General features: G+C 51.8%; 22 protein-coding genes and 3 pseudogenes. 14 read left to right on the top strand and 11 right to left on the bottom strand.

What is annotated here, in order from left to right; all coding sequences use genetic code 11:
* The first annotated feature begins 288 nt into the window (after positions 1-288).
* Positions 289-1,719 (top strand): hypothetical protein, encoded by a 1,431-nt coding sequence (locus PYCH_RS06700; RefSeq protein ID WP_013906089.1) that lies wholly within the window; start codon positions 289-291, stop codon positions 1,717-1,719.
* 52 nt (positions 1,720-1,771) lie between these two features.
* Here the strand turns inward: PYCH_RS06700 and hisS are convergent, their stop codons facing one another.
* Positions 1,772-3,082: a histidine--tRNA ligase gene (gene hisS, locus PYCH_RS06695; protein WP_013906088.1), complete on the bottom strand. Its 1,311-nt coding sequence runs from the start codon at positions 3,080-3,082 to the stop codon at positions 1,772-1,774.
* A gap of 93 nt (positions 3,083-3,175) precedes the next feature.
* Between hisS and PYCH_RS06690 the strand changes: the two genes are divergently transcribed.
* The 3 genes from PYCH_RS06690 to PYCH_RS06680 all read left to right on the top strand — a co-directional run bounded on the left by PYCH_RS06690 (position 3,176) and on the right by PYCH_RS06680 (position 6,027).
* Complete coding sequence (locus tag PYCH_RS06690) at positions 3,176-4,363, top strand: glycine C-acetyltransferase (RefSeq protein WP_013906087.1); 1,188 nt, start codon at positions 3,176-3,178, stop codon at positions 4,361-4,363.
* A gap of 198 nt (positions 4,364-4,561) precedes the next feature.
* Entirely contained in the window at positions 4,562-5,221 is a 660-nt protein-coding gene (locus tag PYCH_RS06685) for a hypothetical protein (RefSeq protein WP_013906086.1), read from the top strand.
* A 2-nt stretch (positions 5,222-5,223) separates the two neighbouring features.
* Positions 5,224-6,027, top strand: coding sequence for a hypothetical protein (locus PYCH_RS06680; RefSeq protein ID WP_013906085.1), 804 nt, complete (start codon positions 5,224-5,226; stop codon positions 6,025-6,027).
* 81 nt (positions 6,028-6,108) lie between these two features.
* Here PYCH_RS06680 and PYCH_RS10335 read toward each other — a convergent pair whose 3' ends face one another.
* Positions 6,109-6,174 (bottom strand): hypothetical protein, encoded by a 66-nt coding sequence (locus tag PYCH_RS10335; RefSeq protein ID WP_083817014.1) that lies wholly within the window; start codon positions 6,172-6,174, stop codon positions 6,109-6,111.
* 458 nt (positions 6,175-6,632) lie between these two features.
* On the opposite strand from PYCH_RS10335, the pseudogene PYCH_RS10180 reads away from it, so the two are divergent.
* From PYCH_RS10180 to PYCH_RS06670, 3 genes and pseudogenes are all read left to right on the top strand, one after another.
* Positions 6,633-6,797 (top strand): annotated as a pseudogene (locus PYCH_RS10180) (RNA-guided endonuclease InsQ/TnpB family protein); the annotation flags it as partial.
* Positions 6,798-7,004: 207 nt separating this feature from the next.
* A pseudogene (locus PYCH_RS06675) lies at positions 7,005-7,235 on the top strand (aminotransferase class I/II-fold pyridoxal phosphate-dependent enzyme); the annotation flags it as partial.
* Positions 7,236-7,550: 315 nt separating this feature from the next.
* Entirely contained in the window at positions 7,551-8,051 is a 501-nt protein-coding gene (locus tag PYCH_RS06670; protein WP_308700743.1) for a DUF2202 domain-containing protein, read from the top strand.
* Here the strand turns inward: PYCH_RS06670 and PYCH_RS06665 are convergent.
* From PYCH_RS06665 to PYCH_RS06650, 4 genes are read right to left on the bottom strand one after another with little or no spacing between them, the layout of a single operon-like run.
* Entirely contained in the window at positions 8,048-8,722 is a 675-nt protein-coding gene (locus PYCH_RS06665; protein ID WP_013906081.1) for a carbon-nitrogen hydrolase family protein, read from the bottom strand. The two genes, PYCH_RS06670 and PYCH_RS06665, sit on opposite strands and share 4 nt — an antisense overlap.
* Positions 8,723-8,725: 3 nt before the next feature.
* Positions 8,726-9,337 carry a class I SAM-dependent methyltransferase gene (locus PYCH_RS09505; RefSeq protein WP_013906080.1) on the bottom strand — a complete coding sequence of 204 codons (612 nt, stop codon included), beginning with the start codon at positions 9,335-9,337 and terminating at the stop codon, positions 8,726-8,728.
* Positions 9,334-10,533, bottom strand: coding sequence for a TldD/PmbA family protein (locus tag PYCH_RS06655; RefSeq protein WP_013906079.1), 1,200 nt, complete (start codon positions 10,531-10,533; stop codon positions 9,334-9,336). The genes PYCH_RS09505 and PYCH_RS06655 overlap by 4 nt, the downstream gene beginning before the upstream one ends.
* Positions 10,534-11,205 (bottom strand): TldD/PmbA family protein, encoded by a 672-nt coding sequence (locus tag PYCH_RS06650; protein ID WP_148236208.1) that lies wholly within the window; start codon positions 11,203-11,205, stop codon positions 10,534-10,536.
* An 88-nt stretch (positions 11,206-11,293) separates the two neighbouring features.
* Between PYCH_RS06650 and PYCH_RS09500 the strand changes: the two genes are divergently transcribed.
* The 5 genes and pseudogenes from PYCH_RS09500 to PYCH_RS06630 all read left to right on the top strand — a co-directional run bounded on the left by PYCH_RS09500 (position 11,294) and on the right by PYCH_RS06630 (position 14,283).
* The gene (locus PYCH_RS09500) at positions 11,294-11,476 is read left to right on the top strand and encodes a hypothetical protein (protein WP_237698652.1); all 183 of its coding nucleotides are present in this window, start codon (positions 11,294-11,296) and stop codon (positions 11,474-11,476) included.
* Positions 11,477-11,508: 32 nt separating this feature from the next.
* A pseudogene (locus PYCH_RS09490) lies at positions 11,509-12,053 on the top strand (FecCD family ABC transporter permease).
* The gene (locus PYCH_RS06640; protein WP_013906076.1) at positions 12,040-12,795 is read left to right on the top strand and encodes an ABC transporter ATP-binding protein; all 756 of its coding nucleotides are present in this window, start codon (positions 12,040-12,042) and stop codon (positions 12,793-12,795) included. The pseudogene PYCH_RS09490 and the gene PYCH_RS06640 overlap by 14 nt, the downstream one beginning before the upstream one ends.
* The gene (locus PYCH_RS06635; protein WP_013906075.1) at positions 12,792-13,541 is read left to right on the top strand and encodes a hypothetical protein; all 750 of its coding nucleotides are present in this window, start codon (positions 12,792-12,794) and stop codon (positions 13,539-13,541) included. Before PYCH_RS06640 ends, PYCH_RS06635 begins: the two co-directional genes overlap by 4 nt.
* A gap of 1 nt (position 13,542) precedes the next feature.
* Positions 13,543-14,283 (top strand): Rossmann-like domain-containing protein, encoded by a 741-nt coding sequence (locus PYCH_RS06630; protein ID WP_013906074.1) that lies wholly within the window; start codon positions 13,543-13,545, stop codon positions 14,281-14,283.
* 139 nt (positions 14,284-14,422) lie between these two features.
* On the opposite strand, the gene endA is transcribed toward PYCH_RS06630, so the two are convergent.
* From endA to PYCH_RS06615, 3 genes are all read right to left on the bottom strand, one after another.
* Complete coding sequence (gene endA / locus PYCH_RS06625; protein ID WP_048058255.1) at positions 14,423-14,935, bottom strand: tRNA-intron lyase; 513 nt, start codon at positions 14,933-14,935, stop codon at positions 14,423-14,425.
* Positions 14,935-15,444, bottom strand: a complete 510-nt coding sequence (gene rimI / locus PYCH_RS06620) for a ribosomal protein S18-alanine N-acetyltransferase (protein WP_013906072.1) — start codon at positions 15,442-15,444, stop codon at positions 14,935-14,937. Before rimI ends, endA begins: the two co-directional genes overlap by 1 nt.
* A 127-nt stretch (positions 15,445-15,571) precedes the next feature.
* The gene (locus tag PYCH_RS06615; protein WP_013906071.1) at positions 15,572-16,084 is read right to left on the bottom strand and encodes a GbsR/MarR family transcriptional regulator; all 513 of its coding nucleotides are present in this window, start codon (positions 16,082-16,084) and stop codon (positions 15,572-15,574) included.
* A 78-nt stretch (positions 16,085-16,162) separates the two neighbouring features.
* On the opposite strand from PYCH_RS06615, the gene PYCH_RS06610 reads away from it, so the two are divergent.
* Positions 16,163-18,406 (top strand): hydrophobe/amphiphile efflux-3 (HAE3) family transporter, encoded by a 2,244-nt coding sequence (locus tag PYCH_RS06610; protein WP_013906070.1) that lies wholly within the window; start codon positions 16,163-16,165, stop codon positions 18,404-18,406.
* On the top strand, positions 18,396-21,095 hold the full coding sequence (locus PYCH_RS06605) for a COG1361 S-layer family protein (RefSeq protein ID WP_013906069.1): 2,700 nt from the start codon (positions 18,396-18,398) through the stop codon (positions 21,093-21,095). Before PYCH_RS06610 ends, PYCH_RS06605 begins: the two co-directional genes overlap by 11 nt.
* Here the strand turns inward: PYCH_RS06605 and PYCH_RS06600 are convergent.
* Together PYCH_RS06600 and PYCH_RS06595 are read right to left on the bottom strand one after the other, a co-directional pair.
* Positions 21,071-22,219: a DUF373 family protein gene (locus tag PYCH_RS06600; RefSeq protein ID WP_013906068.1), complete on the bottom strand. Its 1,149-nt coding sequence runs from the start codon at positions 22,217-22,219 to the stop codon at positions 21,071-21,073. The genes PYCH_RS06605 and PYCH_RS06600 overlap by 25 nt on opposite strands.
* Positions 22,216-22,515, bottom strand: coding sequence for an MTH1187 family thiamine-binding protein (locus PYCH_RS06595; RefSeq protein WP_013906067.1), 300 nt, complete (start codon positions 22,513-22,515; stop codon positions 22,216-22,218). Before PYCH_RS06595 ends, PYCH_RS06600 begins: the two co-directional genes overlap by 4 nt.
* Positions 22,516-22,571: the final 56 nt, after the last annotated feature.

Here is a 22,571-nt window from a genome sequence, read left to right as displayed (position 1 = left end):
TACACTAAGTGGAGGACAAGATGTCCTTTCGTGAGAAGGTTCGAAGAGTGGCGGGTGCGTAGAATGGTCAGGAAGTTCGAACTTAAGAGGAAATAGCCCTTCTTTGCAATTTTTTGTTAATGGGACTCTGTCGGCACATCAAGATTAGCTGGATGGCTCAGATATTGTCCCCTAGCCCACCTCCTGCGTCTCGCCCCGCTACTTAAGGAGACTAGTAAAGTCATCAAATAACAAAAAGCCTATAAGAATTAAGAGTAAATTTTATAAGTTTGTGTGGGGTGATTGTTGTTGGGAATAACTATGGTGAGTAGGGAATTTTTGTTGGTAGTTTGGTTATTGATTCTTTTTGGAGGAACTATTGTGGGGGCCTTGAACTACATGGTGAATAACGAGGACTCCGTAAGTAGAATATTCGGCTACGATGTGTACAAGATTGAAGGTTCGGGCAACTACGTTATCTACTACCCTCTGCCCAATGGGAGTGTTAAAGTACTGAAAATCGGAAAAGCTGGCGGATTCTTCCCAGTCTTCGTCAAAGTGCCCAGGCAGGAATGGATAAAGGAATTCTCAACTACTGAGAAAGCTCTCTACGCCCCACCAACTCCCCTAATCCTCTACATAACCAAAGACGGAAGGCTTGGAGTGAAAAGCGTAACCTCAAGCAGGATCAGGCTTGAAGGCGAATTTCTCGACTTGAAGGGAAGCTACAATGTTCAGGCAACGGGCTCTTGTCCAAATGGTTACATGGACTTTGGGGGAAGGTACTGCCTAGCCTCAAACTGGGATTTCTACTTTGAAAGCAGGGCAAAGGCAAAGACTTTTGACGAGTGGGTTTCAGTGATGGGGCTAAAAATAGAAAATCGAGTTGCAGAAGAGATTGATTTTGACTGGGATCTCCTACTCAGCAGGAGCACCTACAGCTACTGGACGATTGGAATTGACGTTGGGCCTTTTACAGTCCTCAGCGTATCTAAAGGACACAACTTCGAAGGATGGGCACTTGATGTAAGCTATCAATCATTGGGACCCTTAACAGTCAATTCAAACACCTGGGAGAGGTATCTGAACATTAGGGTTGGGTATATCGTGGTTCACGCCAAAGTTCCCGCATATGATAAGCTCACAAAGAAATACGTTGACATAGAAATAGTCCAAACATACCCCATCAAAATCCACAGCACTGGAGATTACAATATTAAAGAGCTGGGAGAAGGATGGAGGTTCGAGAAATCTGTGGGGCAGAATCCTCCAAGAATTACAAAGACTCCCAACATCTGGAGTATCTCAAAAGAAGCAGAATGGAAGAGAAAGTGGATTGGCAATATCGGAAACTGGGAGGAAGCAGTATTCATAAAGCAACTTCAGGCCAATTCACTTTCCTCTAGGTCGAGCTTGAGCATTCCAATAGGCTATGCGGCCGGAAAGTATCTTACTGGAGTAAGCCCGAAGCTTGGAAGATTGGCCAGCGCACTCAGCCTGACGTTCGGATTTCACAAGTGCATGAACGCGGTATCGATTGCAGTGTACGATGTTGACATTAAGCCAAGGAAGAGTTGTTATGCAATGTACAGCGTTGTAAGTGTGAATGTGAGGGCTGGTGGGCCAAAGGTTAACGTCCCATTGGTCTTCGGCATTATAACCGATGGCAAATCACCATCCCCACCATGCAACCCAAGAACGGGAATTTGCATAACTACAAAAAATGGAGATGCAAGTTGAGGATATCTCCTTGATTTCAATTTTATTATTTTTCAGAAGAAAGCAATGGGCTCTATCTCCTGAGTAACCCTAAAACCTCTTCATCAACCTTGTCAATTTCCACTGTTCTCTGCTCGCCGCTCTCCATGTCCCTTACCGTCACCCTTCCCTCTGCAAGGTCCTTCTTTCCGACGAGAACGACGTAGGGAACGCCGAGCCTTCCAGCGTAGTCGAGGGCCTTCCTAAGCTTCCTACCCATGAGCTCGTGGTCCGCCCTAACCCCTGCCCTCCTGAGCTCCGCCGTTATCTTAAGGGCCGCTCTCCTGACTTCTGGGTCGTCTCCAATGGGTATCACATAAACCTCTGCCCCCAACTTCGGCTCCGGAAGGAGGCCCTTCCACTCCAGTATTGGGATTAGCCTCTCTATCCCTATGGCAAAGCCCGTGGCAGGTGTAGGCTTCCCTCCAAAGACCTCTATGAGGTTATCGTAGCGGCCGCCACCACCTATCGACCCTATGCCGATGTCATTGGGCGCTATCGCCTCGAAGACGACGCTCGTGTAGTAGTCGAGGCCCCTTGCTATACCGAGATCTATCAGGATGAAATCTCCGACGCCGTAAGCCTCAAGCAGGTCAACGAGCTCGTAGAGGCGTTCAATCTCCGCTCTGGCCTTCTCGCTCCTGAAGAGCTCCTCTGCCTTTGGCAGAACGTCATCGGGCTTGCCTTTCATTTCGATTAGCGAGAGAACTTTCTCAACGCTTCCATCGTCGAGGCCGAAATCCCTTAAAGCCTTAATGAAGTCCTCCCGGCTCATCTTGTCTTTCTTGTCTACGAGTCTCATCAAACCTACATCGTCCTCGACACCGAGCTCTCTTGCGAATTCGTCGAGCAAAACCCTGTCTCCTATGTTCACCGTGAAGTCCTTCAGTCTGGTAGCAAGGTAGCTCTCCACGAGGAGTGCTATGACCTCTGCGTCCGCCTCCACTCTATCGCTTCCTATCAGCTCAACACCGGCCTGCCAGAACTCCCTGTAGCGACCGCTCTGGGGCTCCTCGTATCGAAACATGTTGGCGATGTAATACCACTTGATGGGCTTTGGAGCATTCTGGAACTCATTGACGAAGAGACGGGCGACGCTTGACGTCATATCGGGTCTCAGGGATACATCGCGGCCACCCTTATCCTTGAAAGCGTAGAGCTGCTTGACGACCTCCTCCCCACTTCTCAGCTGGAAGAGCTTAGTGTACTCGAGGGTGGGTGTTAGAATCTCTTTGAACCCATAGAGCTCGAAGACTTCCCTTATTCTCTCGAAAACCCATCGCCTCTTCGCCATCTCCTCTGGAGAGAAGTCCCGCGTTCCCCTTACTCTCTCTATTCCCGCCATAGGGCCACCCGGGGAGGATGGGCCATCATCGGATAAAAACCTTTGGACGAAAGTTTTATAGCGGTGAAACTCAATCCATTGATGGTGGTTTCTATGGGGAAGCTTGACTGGATTACCGAGGAGCTTAAGGAGCTCAAGGAGAAGGGCCTCTACGTAACCATAAGGGTTCTCCAAAGCGCCCAGGGACCATGGGTCGTCGTTGATGGCAAGAGAGTTCTCAACATGTGTTCCAACAACTATCTCGGCCTCGCAGCCCACCCGAAGATTAAGGAGGCTGCCATAAGGGCTATCCTTGACTATGGCGTCGGTGCCGGAGCCGTTAGGACGATTGCAGGGACCATGGAGCTTCACGTCGAGCTAGAAGAGAAATTGGCTAAGTTCAAGAAGAGGGAAGCGGCAATACTCTTCCAGAGCGGTTACAATGCGAATCTTGGTTCAATAAGTGCCCTCCTTAGGAAGGGGGAGGATGGCGTCTTTATCAGCGAGGAGCTCAACCATGCGAGCATAATCGACGGAATGCGCCTCAGCGGCGCTCCTAAGGTTATCTACAAGCACATAGACATGGACGACCTCAAGAAGAAGCTGGAGGAGAACAAGGATAAGAAGAAGAAAATCATCGTCACTGACGGAGTCTTCTCGATGGACGGCGACCTCGCTCCCCTGCCGGAGATAGTTGAGCTTGCCGAGCAGTACGATGCAATAGTTTACGTAGACGATGCCCACGGTGAGGGTGTCCTTGGAGAGCATGGCCGTGGAATAGTAGACCACTTCAAGCTCCACGATCGCGTTGATTTCGAGATGGGTACACTAAGCAAGGCCTTTGGAGTAATAGGCGGCTACGTCGCCGGACCTGAGGAGGCTATAGAGTATCTCAAGCAGAGGGCGAGGCCGTTTCTATTTTCAAGTGCCATGAACCCACCTGACGTTGCCGCGGCGATAGCGGCCGTAGAGATACTTCAGAAGAGTGATGAGCTCGTCAAGAAGCTCTGGGATAACACTCACTTCCTCCAGAAAGGTTTGAGAGACCTCGGCTACGACCTCGGCAACACCAAGCACCCGATAACGCCGGTCATGCTCTACGACGAGAAGCTTGCCCAGGAGTTCAGCAAACGCCTATATGACGAGTACAACATCTTCGCGCAGGCGATTGTTTATCCGACCGTCCCGCTCGGAACGGCGAGAATAAGGCTTGAGCCTTCAGCGGCCCACACTAAGGAAGATCTCCAGTACGTCATCGATGCCTTCGAGGATCTGGGCAAAAAGACCGGCTTTTTGAAGTGAAGCGTGATCGCTCTTTTTTACCCCCCATTTGAGTCTACGCGCAGGCAGTTGTGGCCTAAGGATCACCGATTGTATCACCATTTTTACTCAGGCTACTTTTGACAAATCCTAAGGGAAGATTTACTTTAAGTAAATGGAAAAACTTATAAGATAAAGTTGGATAGCAGACATTGCAGACAACCCTACGAAGGTGACCTCATGAAGTGGAAAGGCCTGTTGGCAGTTCTCTTGGGACTGCTGATGGTAGGAGTGACTGCAGGAAGTGCAATGGCGATTCCAAGCACCTATAACAAACAGCAATGGGTTGGTGGGGATGTTCAACCCCAGTCAGTAACACCCGGAGCTGCTTTAGAAGTGTATCTCGACGGAAGTGGCATTCAGGATAAGAGGATAGTACACTTGATATTCTTTGCATACAAACATTACAAGGTGAAACATGGAAGCAAACTTTCACTGGTAGTGGGTATCGGAAAGTTGCCAATAGGAGGCTATCGGGTCTGGATAGGGGTTCCAAGCGGTGTTACGTTATACCCTAATGAGGTAGAATGGAAGTGGAACGAGGTTAAATACGAGGGAACAACGAAGAAATGGGGCAAGCCGTTCCATAAGTTCAAGATTGAGAACAGCGGTTGGACCATGTCCGCCTTTAAAGTCCCAGTTAAGTTCTCAAGAGGAAAAGGGGAGAGCTACGGCATACTTGTGCTGGGAGCAAACACCTACGATGAAATTGACACGTTTTTAAGTGATCTTGGAGGAACCATCTTGGGTTACGTGCTGGCTGGACTCGCAGGAGCCCTCACCGGCTTGCTGGGAGCTTCGGGAGTCAGTTATGACTACATAAAAATCACCGAGGTGTGACAATGAAAATCAGACTGAAAGCCACAATTCTATTCCAAACGCTTCTTTTACTTATTTTCGCCATCCCTTACCTGATTAAATCGGGGATTTCCCGGCATATCCTGTTCCCAGCAACTTTAGTGACGGGAATTATATTAGCTAGCAAAAGTAGAGAAGCCTTTAAGGAGTATCTTCATGAGCAGGTCAGACAAGAAAGAGATACTAATTTTGTAGCCATGTACAACGTTCTTATCCTTTCATTGGTGATATTGGTTCTACTATCAATCTCACTTGCGTGGATAGTTGGCAAAAATGGTTACTCAAAAAATATCGTGGGGTTTATGGTACTGCTCTTGTTGTATGTATTTCTGGCGTTTTATTCCCCAATATCCTTCTCCAGAATTGTTACTATCGCTGTTTCCCTCTATACTCCCAACGTGCTCGCCCTTGAGCTCGCAGGGTTCTATGAGATGCCTATAATTCTAATAGTAAGCGCAATTTTTAGGGTTCTCCTCTGGGTACTGGGGATTAAGCTGGCTCTCCGTATTTTCAAGCTGAAGGAAAACGGGATAGACCCAGTACTTTCCCTGTTTCCCCTCATGTATACGGGATGGATAATAACGATAATCCGGCTGGTTGACTACCTCTATTTCCCCATATATTTAAGGCGCGGAATCGAAGGTTTTCTTATCATAGGGGCCTGGGGACTGTCGTTTTACCTCCTTGGAAGGAAGCTCAGACCATATATCGGCATAATTGCTTATCTGGCGTCGTTCAGCATCGGGGTGGTTTTGTTCATATTATTACCACCCCCAATAAGTGTTTAGTCCTCCCTTTTGCATTCCTGATAAAGGACATCCTTAGCAGGGGCTACCGAAAACAGACTTGTTCATGAAATCCTCGCTATTTTAAGCCTCTCGCTCAACAAGATAGGCCGTATCAAGGAGCGAGAGAAAGAGCCTACCATTGATCATTCTGCCGAAGTACCGCTTGTTGTAGAGCTGGTTTATGGCCTTCTCCAGTCCGCTGCCTTGCCTTTGTAGGCGGGGTCAACGGCTATGCTCATGTGCTCGGCCCTGTAAAGATTCCTTCTCTATCCTCACTACGTCGGGAATGTCGAGGGGAATTCGGCCAGCTTCCCTAACGGACACACTCATGTTATAAGCTACGCGCCAAAGCTTCTAATGTTTGGCCTCAAAAAACGTTCCAGCAATCACCAAATACTGGGATTATGCATTGAGGCCACAGAGTATTCTGAAGGATGAGCCCTCTTTTGGGATGTCTTGTCTTTGTCAGTAGGCAGGACTGTTATACCAACAAGGGCATATTCCTGACGGTCTTCAGTTAGCCCAATTCCAACTGATCCAACTGAAAGCAGCAGAGGGTAGAGAACAACACCCTCTGGCAGTGAAAGAGCAGGTAAAACTGCCGCCGAAGCCTCAAAAGCATTGATTTTTACTGGAGGAGAAAGATTTGAGAATATCAGTCGAAATTCAACAAGTCTGAAGCCAAAACGGGCAGGAGGCTCAAGAGAATGCATAAGAAAGCTAAACTTCAGGCGAGGCATTACATTAACACTGTTAAAAAACTTTATGAACCGATTAGAACGGGTTCTCTAATGAGAACCCCTCAAACCTCCCCACTAGCAAGGGGTTAAGGCGTTGGAACCCTTAGCTAAGGGGGGAGGAGGTTGCGAAGAAGCTTGAGAGCTCCTAGGGGCCCTGGGTCGTGGTTGATGGAAACCGCGTTCTGAAGTATGTGCTCCAACAACTACCTCGGTTTAGCGGCCCATCCCAAGATAAAGGAGGAGAGCAAGGATAAGAAGATCATCGTCAGCGCCGGGGTCTTCAGCATGGATGGTGATTTGGCACCGCTCCCAGAGATGGCCGAATTAGCTGAACAGTACGACGCGATTCTCTACATAGACGACGCCCACGGTGAGGGCGTTTTAGGAGACAGCGGAAGGGGTATCGTTGACCACTTCAAGCCCCACGACAGGGTTGACTTCGAGATGGCTTTTGACAATGCATCGTTTTGAATAGCCGGATGAACCAAAAGGTATTTATGAACCTCTGGCAGAGTATCCAATGAAAGACAAACGAGGGGGATTAACGTGAAAAGGATTTACGCATTTTTCTTGATGGCCATTCTAACTATGGGGGTCATCACCTCGGGATGTATAAGTATCGGCGAAACTTCAACTGCTCCTACGGCGACCCAACCCGCGAACGATACGATTCCCTTAACCGGGGACACCAACGGTAACCTGAACGTCCAGAGTCTTCAATCTTACATAGATTCCATACCTGCTGGGGAACTGACACAGCAGGAAAAAGAAAGCCTTCTCTGGATGATCGAGGAGGAGAAGCTGGCGCACGACGTTTACATCAAACTCTACGAGAAGTGGGGGCTTCCAATATTCAACAACATCGCCAAGAGCGAAACCACCCATGTTGAGTCCGTCAGACTGCTCCTGAAAAAGTACAACCTGACCGATCCAACCACCAGTAGGGGGATTGGTGAGTTCCAGAACAGAGACCTGCAGAACCTGTACAATCAACTCGTTGAGCAGGGGATGAAAAGTGAAATAGATGCGCTCAAAGTCGGCGCTTACATAGAGGAAATTGACATAATCGACCTGCAGGAGAGGATAGCACAGACTGACAAAATAGACATCATAACCGTCTACGAGAACCTCATGATGGGCTCAAGGAATCACCTGAGGGCCTTCGTGAAAACACTTTCAAATTACGGGGTAACCTACGAGCCGCAGGTTCTGCCGAAGGACGAGTTCGAGGCGATAATCAATAGCCCGATGGAGACAGGTCAAGGGAGGGGCGGCAAGCCCTAATCCCGCTTTTCTTCCCACACCAACATTTTATCTCCCCTGCTCTCAGCCAGCAGGTTCCCGTCCCCATCGAAGACCCAAGCCCCGCCCGGCGGGTAGCTGTTGACTATGAATGTCCTAACACCGAGGAGTTCAGCCCGCTCGGACATTGCCTTCACATCCTCCTCGTTCGGCTCGCCGTAGTCCGGCGAGTACTCCATCGGTATAAAGATGAAGTCCGGTCTCTTTTTCCGAACCCACTTCGCTATCCTCTTGTTGTAGAGGTCGCCGCAGATGATTATCGCGGCCTTTCCAAACTCAGTTCTTGCAGTTCTTACTGTATTGCCGGTGCAGAACTTGTAAGGTTCTTGAAACTTGCGGTGCTTCAGCAGGATTTCCCCGTTCCGGCCGATCAGCAAAGCTGAATTGTAGACGCAGTTTTTGTAGGGTTCCAAAAGGCCGAAGACGACGTAAACACCCGCCTTCCTGGCAAGCCGGCTCACCCACTCAACTATCTCGCCGTAAAGCTCCGCCCCGCTGAAGTCCCACTCCTCAAAGCCAGTTAAACAGTACTCCGGGAAGACAACGAAGTCAGGGTCATGTTTCAGGGCCTCCCCAAAGCGCTTCTCAAACTCCCGCCAGTTGGCCTCAAAGTTTCCAGCCTCAACCTTCATAGGGATTAGAGCGACCCTCATTTTTCAGCCTCCCTGTTTTTTGAGAACGAGCAGGAACGCATCGCACTCCCTACCGTGACTCGTTGCCCATCCGAGGACGAGCTCCTCACTCACGAGGAGCCCATAAAGCCCGGTGAGCTCCTTTACCTTTTCTCTCAACCCATTAAGGTCGAAGTCGCCGACGAGGATTCTGCCACCGGGCGAGAGAACGTCAGCGGCCCGTTTTATGAACGACTCCGGTTCAAGGTCGTGGAGGGTGTAGGAGAAGACCACGGTGTCAAAGTCCCGCCCAACGTCGTCGCTGAGGAAATCTGCCCGGATAAACCTAAGGTCTCCGCTCTCAAGTTCCCGAAGGAAGGGAAAGAAGTCGGCCCTCTTTTCGACTCCGATGACGGTTCCCTTCTCGGAGAGCGCGAGGGCAAGCAGTCCGGAACCGGAACCAACGTCGAGGATTTTCCCTTCTGCCCGCCGTACGATTTCCTCCATGGTTCTAAGCCTCAGCCTGACCTCCTCCCTGTGAGCAGGAAACAGGGCTAGTGTCGAACCGGTGAGCCACTTGAGTTCCTCCTCCGTGTCACCTGCTTTTTTAAACACTTCGACGGCTTTGGAGTGGAAGTTATCCAGGGTTTCTCTCACACAACCACCTCCGTCCTCAGGAAGGGTAGGGATAGCGAGAGCCCTTCGTCGAGCCACACCCTTGTAAGCTCGCTCCCAACTCCCGTGGTGGTTTTGAGCAGTTCCCAGACGTTCCCCTTGAGTTCAAAGCGGGAGAAGCCCTTAACCTCACCCCTCTCGATTATTAGGGCAGGCGTTACGACGACTGAAAAGTTGCCTGTCACTGGGTCGAGTGCATTTGCCCCCCTGAGGCCAAGGGCCAAAAAGCCCTTCTCCACCTCTTCTATCATCCGCTCAAGGGTTTCTCTTCCCGGTGCAAGCGTCAGGTTGTGTGGACCATCGAAAACCTCCTCTTCTATTCTTATTCCGTTGCCCGTGCTTTCCTTCCCTGCCTTCCAGGCGGTGTAGCTGTCCCATAAGAGTCCTTTAGCAATGCCTTTCTCAATGAGAAAGTTTTTTCTCGCCTTAACCCCTTCATCGTCTGCCTTAACGTAGCGGAGCGAACCCTCGTCGAGAGGATCATCAAGAACCGTCACGAGAGGCGAGGCCAAGACTTTCCCTTCCTTCGCCTCCATCCCCGGTGAGTTCACAACTGTTCTTCCCCGAAACTTCCAGAGGACTGGGGGGAGAAGAAGGGTGTAAAGTGGCGTTGGGGCAAAGACCACCTCAACTTTCCCTTTTGGGGGCGCGATTTCATCGAGCCTATCGATAAGCTCGAGATATGGCTTAATGAACTCAATTAGTTCCGTTTTTGAAGCCGAGCCCGCGGAAACCTGAAAGGAAAGCCCACCCCCGATTTCGAGCTCGGCTCTCAGGAAGGAATATGAACCCTCAACGTCAGCTCCCGCGGTGCTCTCCACCGAGAAGCGCCTCGTTATGAGCTCCACCGTACCCGAGAGGGAAATGCCCTTCAGCTCGCCGGCCAGCGCGGAGAGCTCTCCGGCAAGGTCGCCAACGTCAATTTCAAACGCCCTCTTCCAGCGGGATTTGTGGCCAGTTGGGAGCCTGTAGTCCTCTTCACTGGAAAAGCGAAGTGTCTCGCGGGCAAGCCTAAAAGCCTCTGCCTCGCCCTCGCCTTCTGCAAGCGCCGAGCCCATTTTTCCGTTTTCGATGAGCCTGACCGCCGTGAACTCCCTAACCTTGGCAAAGGGCTTAAAGCTTCCCTCAAGGGAGACACCCTTCCGCTCCTCACGCAACCTGTAAATTTCCTGCTCCATTCACACCACCCTTATTCCCCTCTCGAAGAGAACGTGTGGCCCGCCCATGCTCACCCTAACCACCTGGCCCTTCCCGCAGTAGGTATTCTCGAAGTCGAGCTCCTTCCCGAGTCCCCGGATTCCGGGAAGTGCATCCAGAGCCCTCCCGGTGGCCGTGGCGTTGAATATTGGCTCCCCAATTTCACCGTTCTCGATTGTGTATCCCTCGAGGACACCAACGGTGAAAGACGAGTCCACTCCTGTCTGTCCCGGTCCAGGGCGGACGAGGTAGTAGCCGTGCTTAACCTCGGAAACAAGCTCCTCGAAGGACCAGTCACCGGGCTCAAAGTAGGTGTTCCTCATCCTCACCATTGGCTCAAAGGCGTAGCTCTCGGCCCTCGCGTGACCGTTCGGGGAAACCCCGAGCTCATAAGCCCTCTCCCTGTCCAAGAGGGGCTCGTTGAAGATTCCATCCTTCAGGATTTCAACTTTTCTGACTGGGACGCCTTCGTCATCGTATCTATCGTTCCCGTGGCCGTTCTCGACGTTCCCGTCGCTTAAGCTAACAAACTCCGGTGCAATCTGCTCCCCGAGCTTTTTGGCTAAAGGCGTGTTCGGCAGTTGGTCTGCCTCAGCCAAGTGACCGAGAGCCTCGTGGGCAATCATCCCGGCAAAGTAAGGGGAGACGCTCACCTACCCGAGCACGGAGGTCAAGAAGACCATACTGAACGACCCCGCATGGCAGTCCATAAAGGCCGTGAAGGAAGGAAAAGTGTATGCCATGCCCAACGACGGTGAGAGCTGGGATTATCCTGCTCCAAAGTGGGTTCTCAGCCTCTACTGGCTGGCAAAGGTTCTACACCCGGACCTCTTCCAAGATGTTGATGTCCAGAAAATTGCAGACGAGTTTTACGGGAAGTGGTACGGCATAGACCCGGGGAAGGTTACCTATCGAGGCTCATAGGAGATGGAATCCTGAGCCTCGTCCTCGCAGGAATGGCCGTCTCGGCCTTTTTCTCGGCCCTGGTTGGCATCGCCAAATATACGGCCGATCCCTACGACAAACTGCCCACGATAGTCTTCTGGCTCCTCGGGAGCCTCGCGGGAATGAGGTGGGAGAGTATGAGCTTTCTCCCGATCCCCATTTTGATTTGCATCGCGGGACTGGCACTCCTCCGATGGCCGCTAAATGTCTGAGCCTTGGAGAGGAGGAGGCAAAGGCCCTTGGATTGAACGTTAAGGTCTACAGAACCCTGATAATACTGCTTTCAACCCTTGGCATATCGGCCTCAACGGCCATGGCCGAGATAGTGAGTTGGATTGGACTTATTGCGCCACACATAGCCAGGCTCCTGGTTGGGCACGATGCAAGAATCCTTGTCCCTGCCTCGGCCCTGATCGGGGCGACACTTTTGATCATCTGCGATGACCTCGCGAGGAGCCTTGCCCCAATGGAGCTCCCCCTGGGGGTAATGACGTCCATAATAGGCGCCCCTGCGCTCGTTCTTATATTGAGGAGGCGATGGTATGCTGTGCGTTGAGGGACTGAGCTTCTCCTACGGCCAGAGGCGGGTTTTAAAGAGCGTAAACCTTTCGGTGGAGAGAGGACTCACCTGCCTCCTCGGGCCGAACGGCGCTGGCAAGACTACCCTCCTGAAGTGCATAGCAGGAATACTGAGACCCGAAACAGGGCGCGTGATCGTGGATGGCAGGGACATAACGGGGCTTCCACGGAGGGAAGTCTCGAAGCTGATAACGTATTCACCGCAGGAGTTCTCATCAACCTTCCCCTACACGGTCTTCCAGATGGTTCTTATGGGGAGAAACCCTTACATCAACCCAATCGAGGGGCCAAGAAAAGAGGATGAAGAAGCCGCGCTCCAGGCCTTAAGAACCCTCGGCCTCGAAAAGCTAAAAAACAGGCCCTTCACTGAGCTCAGCGGCGGTGAGAGGAGACTTGTCATGATAGCCCGCGCGGTGGCTCAGGGGGGAAGGGTTTTACTCTTCGACGAGCCAACTTCTTTCCCCGATTTTAAAAACAAGTACGAGGTGATGTCCATCATAAAATCCCTCTCCGAGAAAAAGCCCGTCCTCGTTTCACTCCACGACCCGAACCTCGCCCTGACGTACTCCGAGAGGGCGTTTCTGCTCAAGAACGGGAAGATAATAGCCGGGGGCAGGGCGGAAGAGGTGATAACTCCACAGAACCTCTCAGTTCTTTATGACATCCCGGTTGAAAGGGTTACCGCCGAGATAATGGTTCCCCGGGAGGTGGTACCATGAGAAAAATCCTGGTCTTTGTAATCTTGACCGTTTTTGTGTGCGGATGCGTTTCGAACGGCTCGAACACGGGGGAAACAAACAGTTCGGAGGGCACATGGACACTGTACATTATCTCAGGAAACAGCGTGAAGGAGCTTTCACTGGAGGATCCAAAGAAGCTCGGTCTGACGGACATGCCCGTTCCGGACCTTGCCCTCGGAAGAACCGTCCACTGGGAAGGTATACCCCCGCAGAAGCTCGGAAAGGGGGACGTGATAAACTTCATCTCCGAAAACGGCGAGATAGTCAGCGTGCCATCGAACGTCAGCATGGTTCTGGCCCTCTACCGCGACGGAGAGCCTGTAAACGGGACGGTGAGGCTGATAACAAGTCTATCCTTCGGGTGTAAGTGCCACTGGATAGACAGAATAAAGGTGGTCGAGTTCCTGAACGAAAGCAGCGCGCTCCACATATACGGAATGGTGGAGAACGAGTTGTATTTATCTCCAAGAACCTTAGGTATCTTCGAGGGCATTGACTACATCGTAAAGCATGAAAAATCAAAGGCAGGCCTCAAAGATATCATTAACCTGGCAGATCCGTGGCCCGAAGCAAAGGAGGTAACCTTCGTAACGTCCCGGGGCGAGAAAACCTTCAGGCTCTCCGATGTTATCGAGAAAAACCCGACGATAGAGTTCGAGAACGGTTTCTGCGTTCCCGAGCTCAACATATGCGGCATTAAGGGGATAAGGATTGGAGGTGACTGAGGTGTTCATAGGCTCGATTAAAAGAAAGGTCTTAAAGCTCTCCCGTGGGCTTGAGCTCGCTGATTTTTCCTTCGGCCTGCCATACACGTGGGTTCTCGTCAGAGATGACAGTGGAAAATCGGCGCTCGGCGTCGCTATGACCCTTAGCGAGGAGGTGGGAAGGTACGAAAGCTCCCTCGAAGAGATAACCCTCCCGGCCTTAATAGAGCGGGCGGACTCACTCAACGCCATCGAGAGGACCCTTGGTCTGGCTGCTATGAACGCCGTCTGCCAGTACCACTTCTCCCTTGAGGACGCGGAGCTCAGGGACATAGTTGAGATTGTGCCCGAGAACGTGGAAAGAGTGGCCGTGATTGGAAACATCGAGCCTGTTGTTGAAGTTCTAAGGAGGAAGGGAAAGAATGTCTATGTTTTCGAGAGGAACCCCAAGCTGTGGACCAAAGACACACTCAGCGACGCCCTTGAGTACGTTCTTCTTCCGGAGATGGAGGCAATAATAGCGAGCGCCACCAGCCTTGTGAACGGAACCTTCGACATGCTCATTGACAGGAGCAAAAACGCCAAGACGTTCATCCTCGTTGGCCCAACTGGAGGACTGCTCCCCGAGTTTTTCAGAGATACAGGAGTGACGCACGTTGCCTCTATGAAGGCGGTAGATATCAATAAAGCCCTTCTGGGCCTCAAACTTGGCTCGTTTAAGGCCTTCGAAAGGGGATGTGTGAAGTACGTTTGCTCCCCTTAGATTTCAATACCTGGTTATTTCTCTTTTCCCAAGGGACAGCTCGGAGAAGGCTGCCTTTGTTCATATTGTTGCCACCCTCAATAAGTGCTACCGAAAACAGGCTTGTTCATGAAATCCTTACCACTATTTAAGCCTTAAGTTAAAACTTCACCCACTCGATTCTGTAATATACTACATCCCCATCCTCGTCAACCACAGCCATAACCATGCTCTTCCTGACACCGTGGGCCACTCTGATACGGGCAGTTATGTCATTAGGGCTCAGCTTGGCGTTCTCCCGCACCACCCAAACGAGCCAGTCCGAGTGCTCTGATCCTCTCCTATAAACGCGGTAGTGGGAGCCGAACTTAAGGCCGGATTTAACGATGTAGCCCCTCTCCCTTAGATCCCTATAAACGAGAAACTTCACGTCAAAGTCCTCATCACGCTTCCGACCAAGATCAAAGAGCTCCTCAAGCGAGAGCTCCCTGTCTCCATCCAGTACTCTTATCTTCCCCTTCTCCAAAAGGTATGCCGCCTCGACGAGCGAGAGGAAGAGCTTTCCCTCGATGACCTCCCCGTAGCCTCGGTTGTTGTGTAGCTGATTTATCGCCTTCTCTCTCTCGCTGAAGACCCTGTCGCCACTTAGCCTGAACTCTATTGGCTCCTTCATTAGTTCCCCCTCCACTCCTCGGCCGGGAGCACCATATAATAGGCATCTTCACCATCTGAGTAGTAGCCTATAATTCGCTTGACCTTCCGGAAGCCGAGCCTTTCGTAGAGTCTTATCGCTCTCTCGTTACTTACCCTCACTTCTAGCCCTATCCATCTGGCTCCCTTCTTGAGGAGTCGCTCTATCACGGCTATCATCAGGGCCTTTCCTATGCCGTTCCCCCTGTACTCCGGGTCGACCGCTATGCTCATTATGTGGCCCTCCATGTCGGGCCTTAGGTAACCCATTACGTAGCCTATAACCTTTCCATTGTACTCGGCCACAAGGAAGGTGTCGGGATTGGCCTCAAGGAACGTGAGGAATATTCCCCTCGGATACTTCTCCCGGAAGGATAGGTGCTCTACCCTCATTATGTAGGGTATGTCGAAGAGTTTTGCCGGTCTAATTGTGACGAGATTAATGGGTATCTTCTTCCGGGCCCTTTTGTCCCTGACCACCGTTTCTTCCATGTTTTAAACTCTTCCTCCCTGTTTTATAAGCTTTGGAGCGAAACCGATATAAGGATTCCAAGATAGAAGGAACAGATGTGATGAGCGCCATCCGATACTGAGTGGTGATGACCGGATTCCTGGCTGATCAGCCCTCGAGGCATCTTTCGAGGGCTTTTAACAACTCTTCCTCATCCCTGAACCTCATTAAGAATGCGAGCAACTTTCTCGCCGTTTCATTCCTCCTAAGCGCCTTCTCTAGTTTCTCTCTGATCCTCTCGGCATCTTTTTCCTCTTCTCCCTCCAGTTCTTTTAAGGCTCTAAGGAGGTTTTCCCGAGTCTCCTCGACGTCCCTGAGGAGGCGGCTGTAGAATGCTGCGCTTCTCCACTCGCCAAAGCTTTTGGTGGCCACAAAATAGGCCTTTCTGTCCCCGGGCTTCTTTACCCTCTGGACTAGTCCGACTCCCTCTAGTACCTTCATGGCTGAGCTCACGTGGGAAAGGGAGTATCCGGTAATCTCGGCTATCTCGGCAAGGCTAAGAGGTTCATCGGAGAAGAAGAGGGCTCCATATATATAACCGAGGAGCTCGCTCTGGCCAAACCTTCGGGCCGTGTTCGCGAAGCTCTTCATGACTATCCTCTTGGCCTCCTCAACCCCCATCCCACCCACACCAAAAGCCTTTTAAAATTCTCACAATATAAAACTTTCGGAAATTTCCGAAAGTTCCGGGGGATCCTCATGCTCCGGAGACTCGCTAGGATAATAGTGGTTTACAGGCACAGCCTTGCCTTGGTTACGCTCTTCCTCCTAGTCCTATCCTTTTATGGTATGTCTCAGCTCCAGTTCGAAAGTGACCTTTCTAAACAACTTCCCTCTGATCTGAAGGCTGTCCAGGACTATTACACTCTCCAGAACGAGTTTGGAAGCGGGGGCTCTGCTCTGGTCCTCGTGAGGATAAAAGGGACTGGATCTGACGTAGTCGATATAAGAGATCCAAGGGTCATCAAGGCGATATATGACCTTGAGCAGAGGTTCATGGAGAGAGAGTACGTTACGGATACCTTTAGCATTGCTGACATCTGCGTTCAGGTTCTGGGCAGGCTCCCGAGGACTATCGAAGAGACAAAGTTCGTCTTGGATATGCTTCCCGAGGATGCAAGGAGCTCCCTCGTCAGTCGGGATTACTCGACAACCCTTGTGGTGGTGACACTGAACAGAGAAAGTAACCAAGAGGCTCTTGTGCGGGTTTACAAAGAAATGTTGGAAGATATCAAGAAGGCAGGTTTTCCCGAGGGCGTTGAGGCTGTTCTGACTGGGGACCTCGGGATAACCTACCGAATACTGGAGATGCTTCAGGCCGACATGAACAGGACGATGGCCGTTGCCGGTGTTATAGTCGTTCTGATACTCATTTATTTCTATCGCTCCCCCATAAGGATGCTCGTCCCCCTGATACCACTGACATTCGGCGTCATCATGACCCTCGGCTTCATGGGACTCCTCGGAATACCCCTCGACCTTGCCACAAGCACCGTGGGGGCAATGATAATCGGGATGGGAATAGATTATGGTGTCCACGTGACTAACCGCTACTACGAGGAGAGGGCAAAGGGGAGGCCACCCGAGGAAGCGGCGGAAGAAGCTATAGCTGAGACTGGAAAGGCCTTGCTCGGGGCCGCTCTCACGACGATAGCCGGCTTTTTGGCGCTATCCCTATCAATCCTTCCCTCTCTGAGACGGCTCAGTTTGGCCCTCGTTATGGGCCTTGGACTTACGGCAATGAACGCCGTCATCGTGACCCCTGCCGTCGCAATCCTTGAGGAGGAGGTAGGGAAAAGGCTGGGTTGGAGAAGCGGGGGACTGAGACTGGGAACCTCGGAGAGGATTAAAAGGGCCTTCGAGTTCCTCGGCGGGGCCATAAAGAGGGCCCCGTGGGGTGCTCTCCTCGTCGCCGGCCTCATAACGGGCCTATCTATTTACGGCTTTACCCTCGTGACGACGGAGGTCAGGCTTGAGAAGATGATCCCCACGACGCTCCCTGAGATAGAAGCGCTGAGCGATATCCGGTCGGAGTTCGGTGGTCAGGACGAAGTTGTAATACTCGTGAAAGCCGATGATGTAAGAGATCCAACCATAGTAAGGGCCATCTACAGGTTTGAGGAGGCTATTAAGGCTGACTCGTGCCTGAACAACGTCTTCGAGACCGAGAGCATAGCTGACGTTGTCATTGAGAAATACGGATATATCCCGAACGACAAGGAAAAGATCGCGGAGGTCCTCAAAGGCTCCTCCCTCGTGAGCGACGACTACTCCATGACGACGATAAGGCTGAAGGGCAACTTTATGGGGGTCAGGCAGGAGGTGTTCAACGAGATAATGGCCTACTTTGAAGAGGAACTTAAGAATGCGGACTTTCCACCAGGAGTGTCCGCAAGGCTCGCCGGGGAGGCCTATCTCAACTACGTCCTCAACAACCTCGTGAACGATGAGCTTAATCGAATCTCGACCGTTGGGACACTCATAGTGGTTCTCGTCGTATTCGCTATCTTCAAGAGACCTACGGTTGCCCTTGCCATGCTAATGCCCATGTTCCTAGGAGCCCTTTGGACGATAGGATACATGGGGCTAGCTGGCATACCTTTTACTCAGACACTGGCGGGCGTCGTTTCCATGGTCGTAGGGCTTGGCGTGGACTACGGTATGCACATAACTCACCGCTTCCTCGAAGAGCTTAGGGAGGGGAACAGGGCCCCAATAATAACAGCCATGGGAAGTGTAGGACCTGCAATACTCGTGGGGGCCCTGACGACAGCCGGTGGCTTTCTTTCCCTCTTGACAGCCGAGCTCACGGCCATCCACGACTTTGGAAAGGTCTTAGCGGTGGGAATATTCTCCTCGATGCTCTCGGCTTACCTCGTTACTCCGGCCCTGCTCCAACTCGAGTTCGGGAGGAAGCTAGGAGGTGTTGAAAATGAAGATTAGGGCGGCACTCCTTATCCTCTTCCTTCTCACCGTCCCGATATCGGTAGCCGGAACGGATATCGCGTTGCTCTTTGAGGGATACCTCAACAAGGGGGACTACGTTCTCGTAGGTCCCCTCACGGTCGTGCTGAGCAACGTGGACAAGAACTACACGAGTGGAGAATGGGTGGCCTTCATAGCAGTCCTCGATGAGGAAGGCAACCCGATAAATCTCGAGTACAGGGTCATAGAGGTGCCCGACCAGGCTAAGATTCAGGAGCTCCTCTCAAACGAGACCTTCCTAATGGCGATGGCCGAGACCCTTGGCTACAACGTTTCCAATCCCATTGAGTATGCTCAATTCCTCCTCTGGCTGAACTCCGCATCTCCAGCTGAGATTTATGAGGCCGTTGTGAAGACGATAGAGGAGCATCCGGAGCTTGGCTTGACCGTGGAGGACATAATGAAGCCATACCCAATTCCCTACCTAACACCCCTCAGGGAGAACGAGACGATGGAGGTTGAGTACAAGGGGAACAAGCTTTACATAACCGCTTTGCTAGTGTATCCGAATGGTGCCAAGCTGAGTATAAGCGGACCCCCAGGATGGAGGGCCTCTATGGTTCAGGGACTTGTTATTTCCAGCATAGAAACTCCCACGGTTGTTAGACCGGGGGATGTCTTTGACGTGAAAGTCCACCTGAAGAACATCGGGGCCAGGAAGGTGAGGTATTTAACCGTCATACTATCGCCCACCCCCGTAATCCCGGAGAGCAGGGAGGAGGGAGCGGCCTCAATAATCCCCCAGACCCTGAGCCAGACTGGACTCGCCCAGGGAGCCCTTTATCCTGCCCATACCTCTTTCCAGTACTTCGACTTCCTCGAGCCCGGAGAGGATAAGGTCGTGACCTTTCGCTACAAGGTCAACGAGAACGCGAGGGCTGGAATTTATCCCCTCTACCTTACCGTGGTCTATTTCGTCTACACTAAGGACGATCAGATGGAGCGGAGGATGCTCTTCGACTTTGCGGGAGTGACCGTCGCCAGGGATGAAGACGCCGCTTTTCAGCTTGTAGAGATTAAAGGGCCTAGGATTGTTCATCCCGGGGAGGATTTCTCCCTAACCATCCGGCTGAGGAACGCCGGTAGGGATATAGCCAAGAACGTGTTCGGAGAGTTAGTGATCGATAGGATTGAGGGGCTTTCGAACAACGCCGTGATTCCTGTTGAGGGGACGGGCCAGTTCTTTGTCCAGTTTGTGAACCCGGCGGGCGAATACGAGCACACCTTCAGGCTTCACGTAGCTGAATCGACGAAGACGGGGACCTACACCTTCAGGCTCAGGCTGAGGTATTATTCAGGCAACTCTAACGAGGAGAAGACGCAGGAGATGACCTTCTCAGTAACCGTCATCAGGAGGAGGGCGGCGTTTATAGAAATTGAGGAGGTTAGGATTGATCCTAAGGAGGTCGAGCCGGGGGACACCTTCAAAATTATCATGAAGCTAAAGAACGTTGGAGAGAGTGATGCAAGGGCTCTCGAGGTTAGGATCGTCCCCTACGAGGTCTCTGTGAGAAGAGATGTTCAGAAGGTTGACCTCTCGGCCCTCTCCAACTTGCCCATAACGGGAAGTCAAGAGCTCAGCGAGAACCTTGCCTTGGCCCTCAACAGGATAATGGAGGAGCTTGCAAGAGAGAACGTGCAGGCTTTTCTGCCCATAGGAGAGGACAACGTCAGGTATGGGAGTATCATCAGGCCTAACGAAAGCTTGAAGGTTGAGTTCACACTCAAGGCGAACGAGAGACTTGAGAATGGCGTGTATCCACTTCGCGTGTCCCTGAAGTATCTCTCGGCCCCAGATGACAGAGAAATAAGTGATGAGAGGCTCGTGGGCGTAGAGGTGACGGGAAGAGAGATGCTTGTAGTGTCAAAGGTCTCTACTTCGCCTTCGAGGGTACTGCCCGGGACCGATAACGTCGAGGTATCCTTCGAAGTCGAGAACATCGGTAGCGGGGTAGCGAGGTATGTAATACTGAGACCACTTGTTGAGCCCCCCTTCGAGCTTAGCGAGACGAGCGAGCAGTTAATAAACATTGGAACGCTAATGCCTGGGGATTCGGCCAGGGCAAGCTTCAGGATAAACGTGGATGATGGGGCGAAGGCGGGCACATACATCATCCCACTCGAGCTCACGTACAAGGGACCTGCGGGTGAGGTGAGAAAGCTCCAGCTTGAGCTCCCGATAATAGTGGCCGAGAAGCCAAGGATAGTCATAGAGAAGGTGAAGTTTGACAGACCCCCTACGCAGGGCGAGGATGTTAACGTCTACATAACGGTTAGGAACGTTGGAGGAGAGCAGGCTGAGAGCGTCGTCATAGAGGGCGTCGTGAGGTCTTCCCAGCCCTTTACCCTCGTTAAGAGGACGGACTACATTGGTAACCTCGACCCGGGCCAGGCTGGCCAAGGCGTGATAACATTGACGGTCGGTAAGAACGCCATACCCAAGACCTATACAATTCAGGTCCGCATAAGGGCGGTGGGTGACAGGGAGAAGGGTGATGACAACGTCTATATCTTTGAGGGCACGATAGAGGTGCCCGTGCAGGAGAACGTCGAGGAGAAGGAGAAGCTGAGGAATACTGCCGTAGCAACTGGCATTCTCGCCTTGGTCCTGAGCATACTCATCTACTGGAGGCGCCGCTCTGGTTGAATTCTTTCATTTTCTCCTGCCACCCACCTCTTGAGTCTTTCCCTAAGGTAAGCGCCTAAGAGAATGCTCAATCCTATATCAAGAGCTATAACGGTGATTCCCTCGACAATTTCGATCCTTTCAAGGGTGATAAGGGGATTCGAGTATTTGGTCATAAGGTCTACAACTTTCCAGAAGGCTGGGAGCATCACTAGGCCCGTCACGTAGTACCAGAGGTGGTAATCCCTGCGTAGGTATCCTTGGATTATCTTTCCGCCCACCATTATGGCCAAACCGAGAATGAACGTCGAATTAACGGCATTGAGGAATATCAGGAGAGCTATGAGCTCACTACCGGGTTGCCCTCCAATCATCTCAAGGGCGATATCCTCCAGCCTAAGATAGACGTTTATCGCTCCGGCGGTTATCACGAGGAGGCCTGTTACCACGGAAATGAAAGTTATGAATCCTTTGGTTATGCTCTCCCTGAGGGATACCCTAATGCCAAAACCCTTGGCAAAGAAATAGCCGCCGACGAGGAGCATTACGAAGCCTGTCACTGCTGAGGAGACTATCTGGGCGCTCGGGGGGTACTTGATTGAGATAAGCCTAGCGAGGCCATAGAGCAGGACTATCATGCCCGGGATTCCGAGGAGGATCTTCGATGCCTCGGGGTCGCTGAGTATCTCCCTAACGTAGCGCGCTATCACGTAGTATGTTGTTTCTATACCCGGGCTCTGCTTGACGACAACCCTTCTAGTGCTAATTATGGGGACCCGGGAGGATATAAGGGGAAATACCTGCTCGTCCTCCGCGCCGTCGGTTACAGTTATGACACCGTCCGCAGGAAACTTCTTGAGAACTTCCTCAAGCTGCCTGCCAAGCTCAAGATCGCTCTTAACTCCGACGTCGGGATGACCTGTTATGAGGGCAACTCCCACCTCGTCGAACTCCCCCTTCCCCTTAAGCTCGTCGTAGAGCTTCACGGCGGCATAGAGGACGTTGGCATCACTGTCCTCCGGGTCGGCGAGGCTGAGCTTCAGGGCGGCCTTCACGCAGGCATCCCTACCGATGACAGGCCCCCTAACATCTGCCTTCACTCCGAAGTCGTCGTCCCTGTCTATCGCGAGGATGAGGACCCTCATTCAACCACCTTCTCGAGGACGGACCGAACCTTGTCTTCCATCCCCCTTTCCTTGTCTCTTCTGTCGTCTATCTTGATGTTTGTGAGCACCCTCTTGGCGCCGAGCTTGAACATGAGCTCGTGGGCCTCCGCGATTATCTTAAACCCCTCTTCGATGCTCGAAACTTCGATTATGGTCCCCATGGGGGTGAGCTGATGCTTGACTCCCTTCTCTTTAAGAAGCTTTATGATCTCGGCAACGTAGCGGCTCAGGCTGAGCTCCCCGAGGGGGACGACCGAGAACTCGATAATTATCACCCTCACCACCGTAGTCCATTACGTGGAGGACGATTTAAGGCTTATGCTCCAAAGGT

Source organism: Pyrococcus yayanosii CH1 (genome assembly GCF_000215995.1).
Lineage (GTDB): Archaea > Methanobacteriota_B > Thermococci > Thermococcales > Thermococcaceae > Pyrococcus > Pyrococcus yayanosii.
This window is presented reverse-complemented; position numbering and strand designations above follow the sequence as displayed.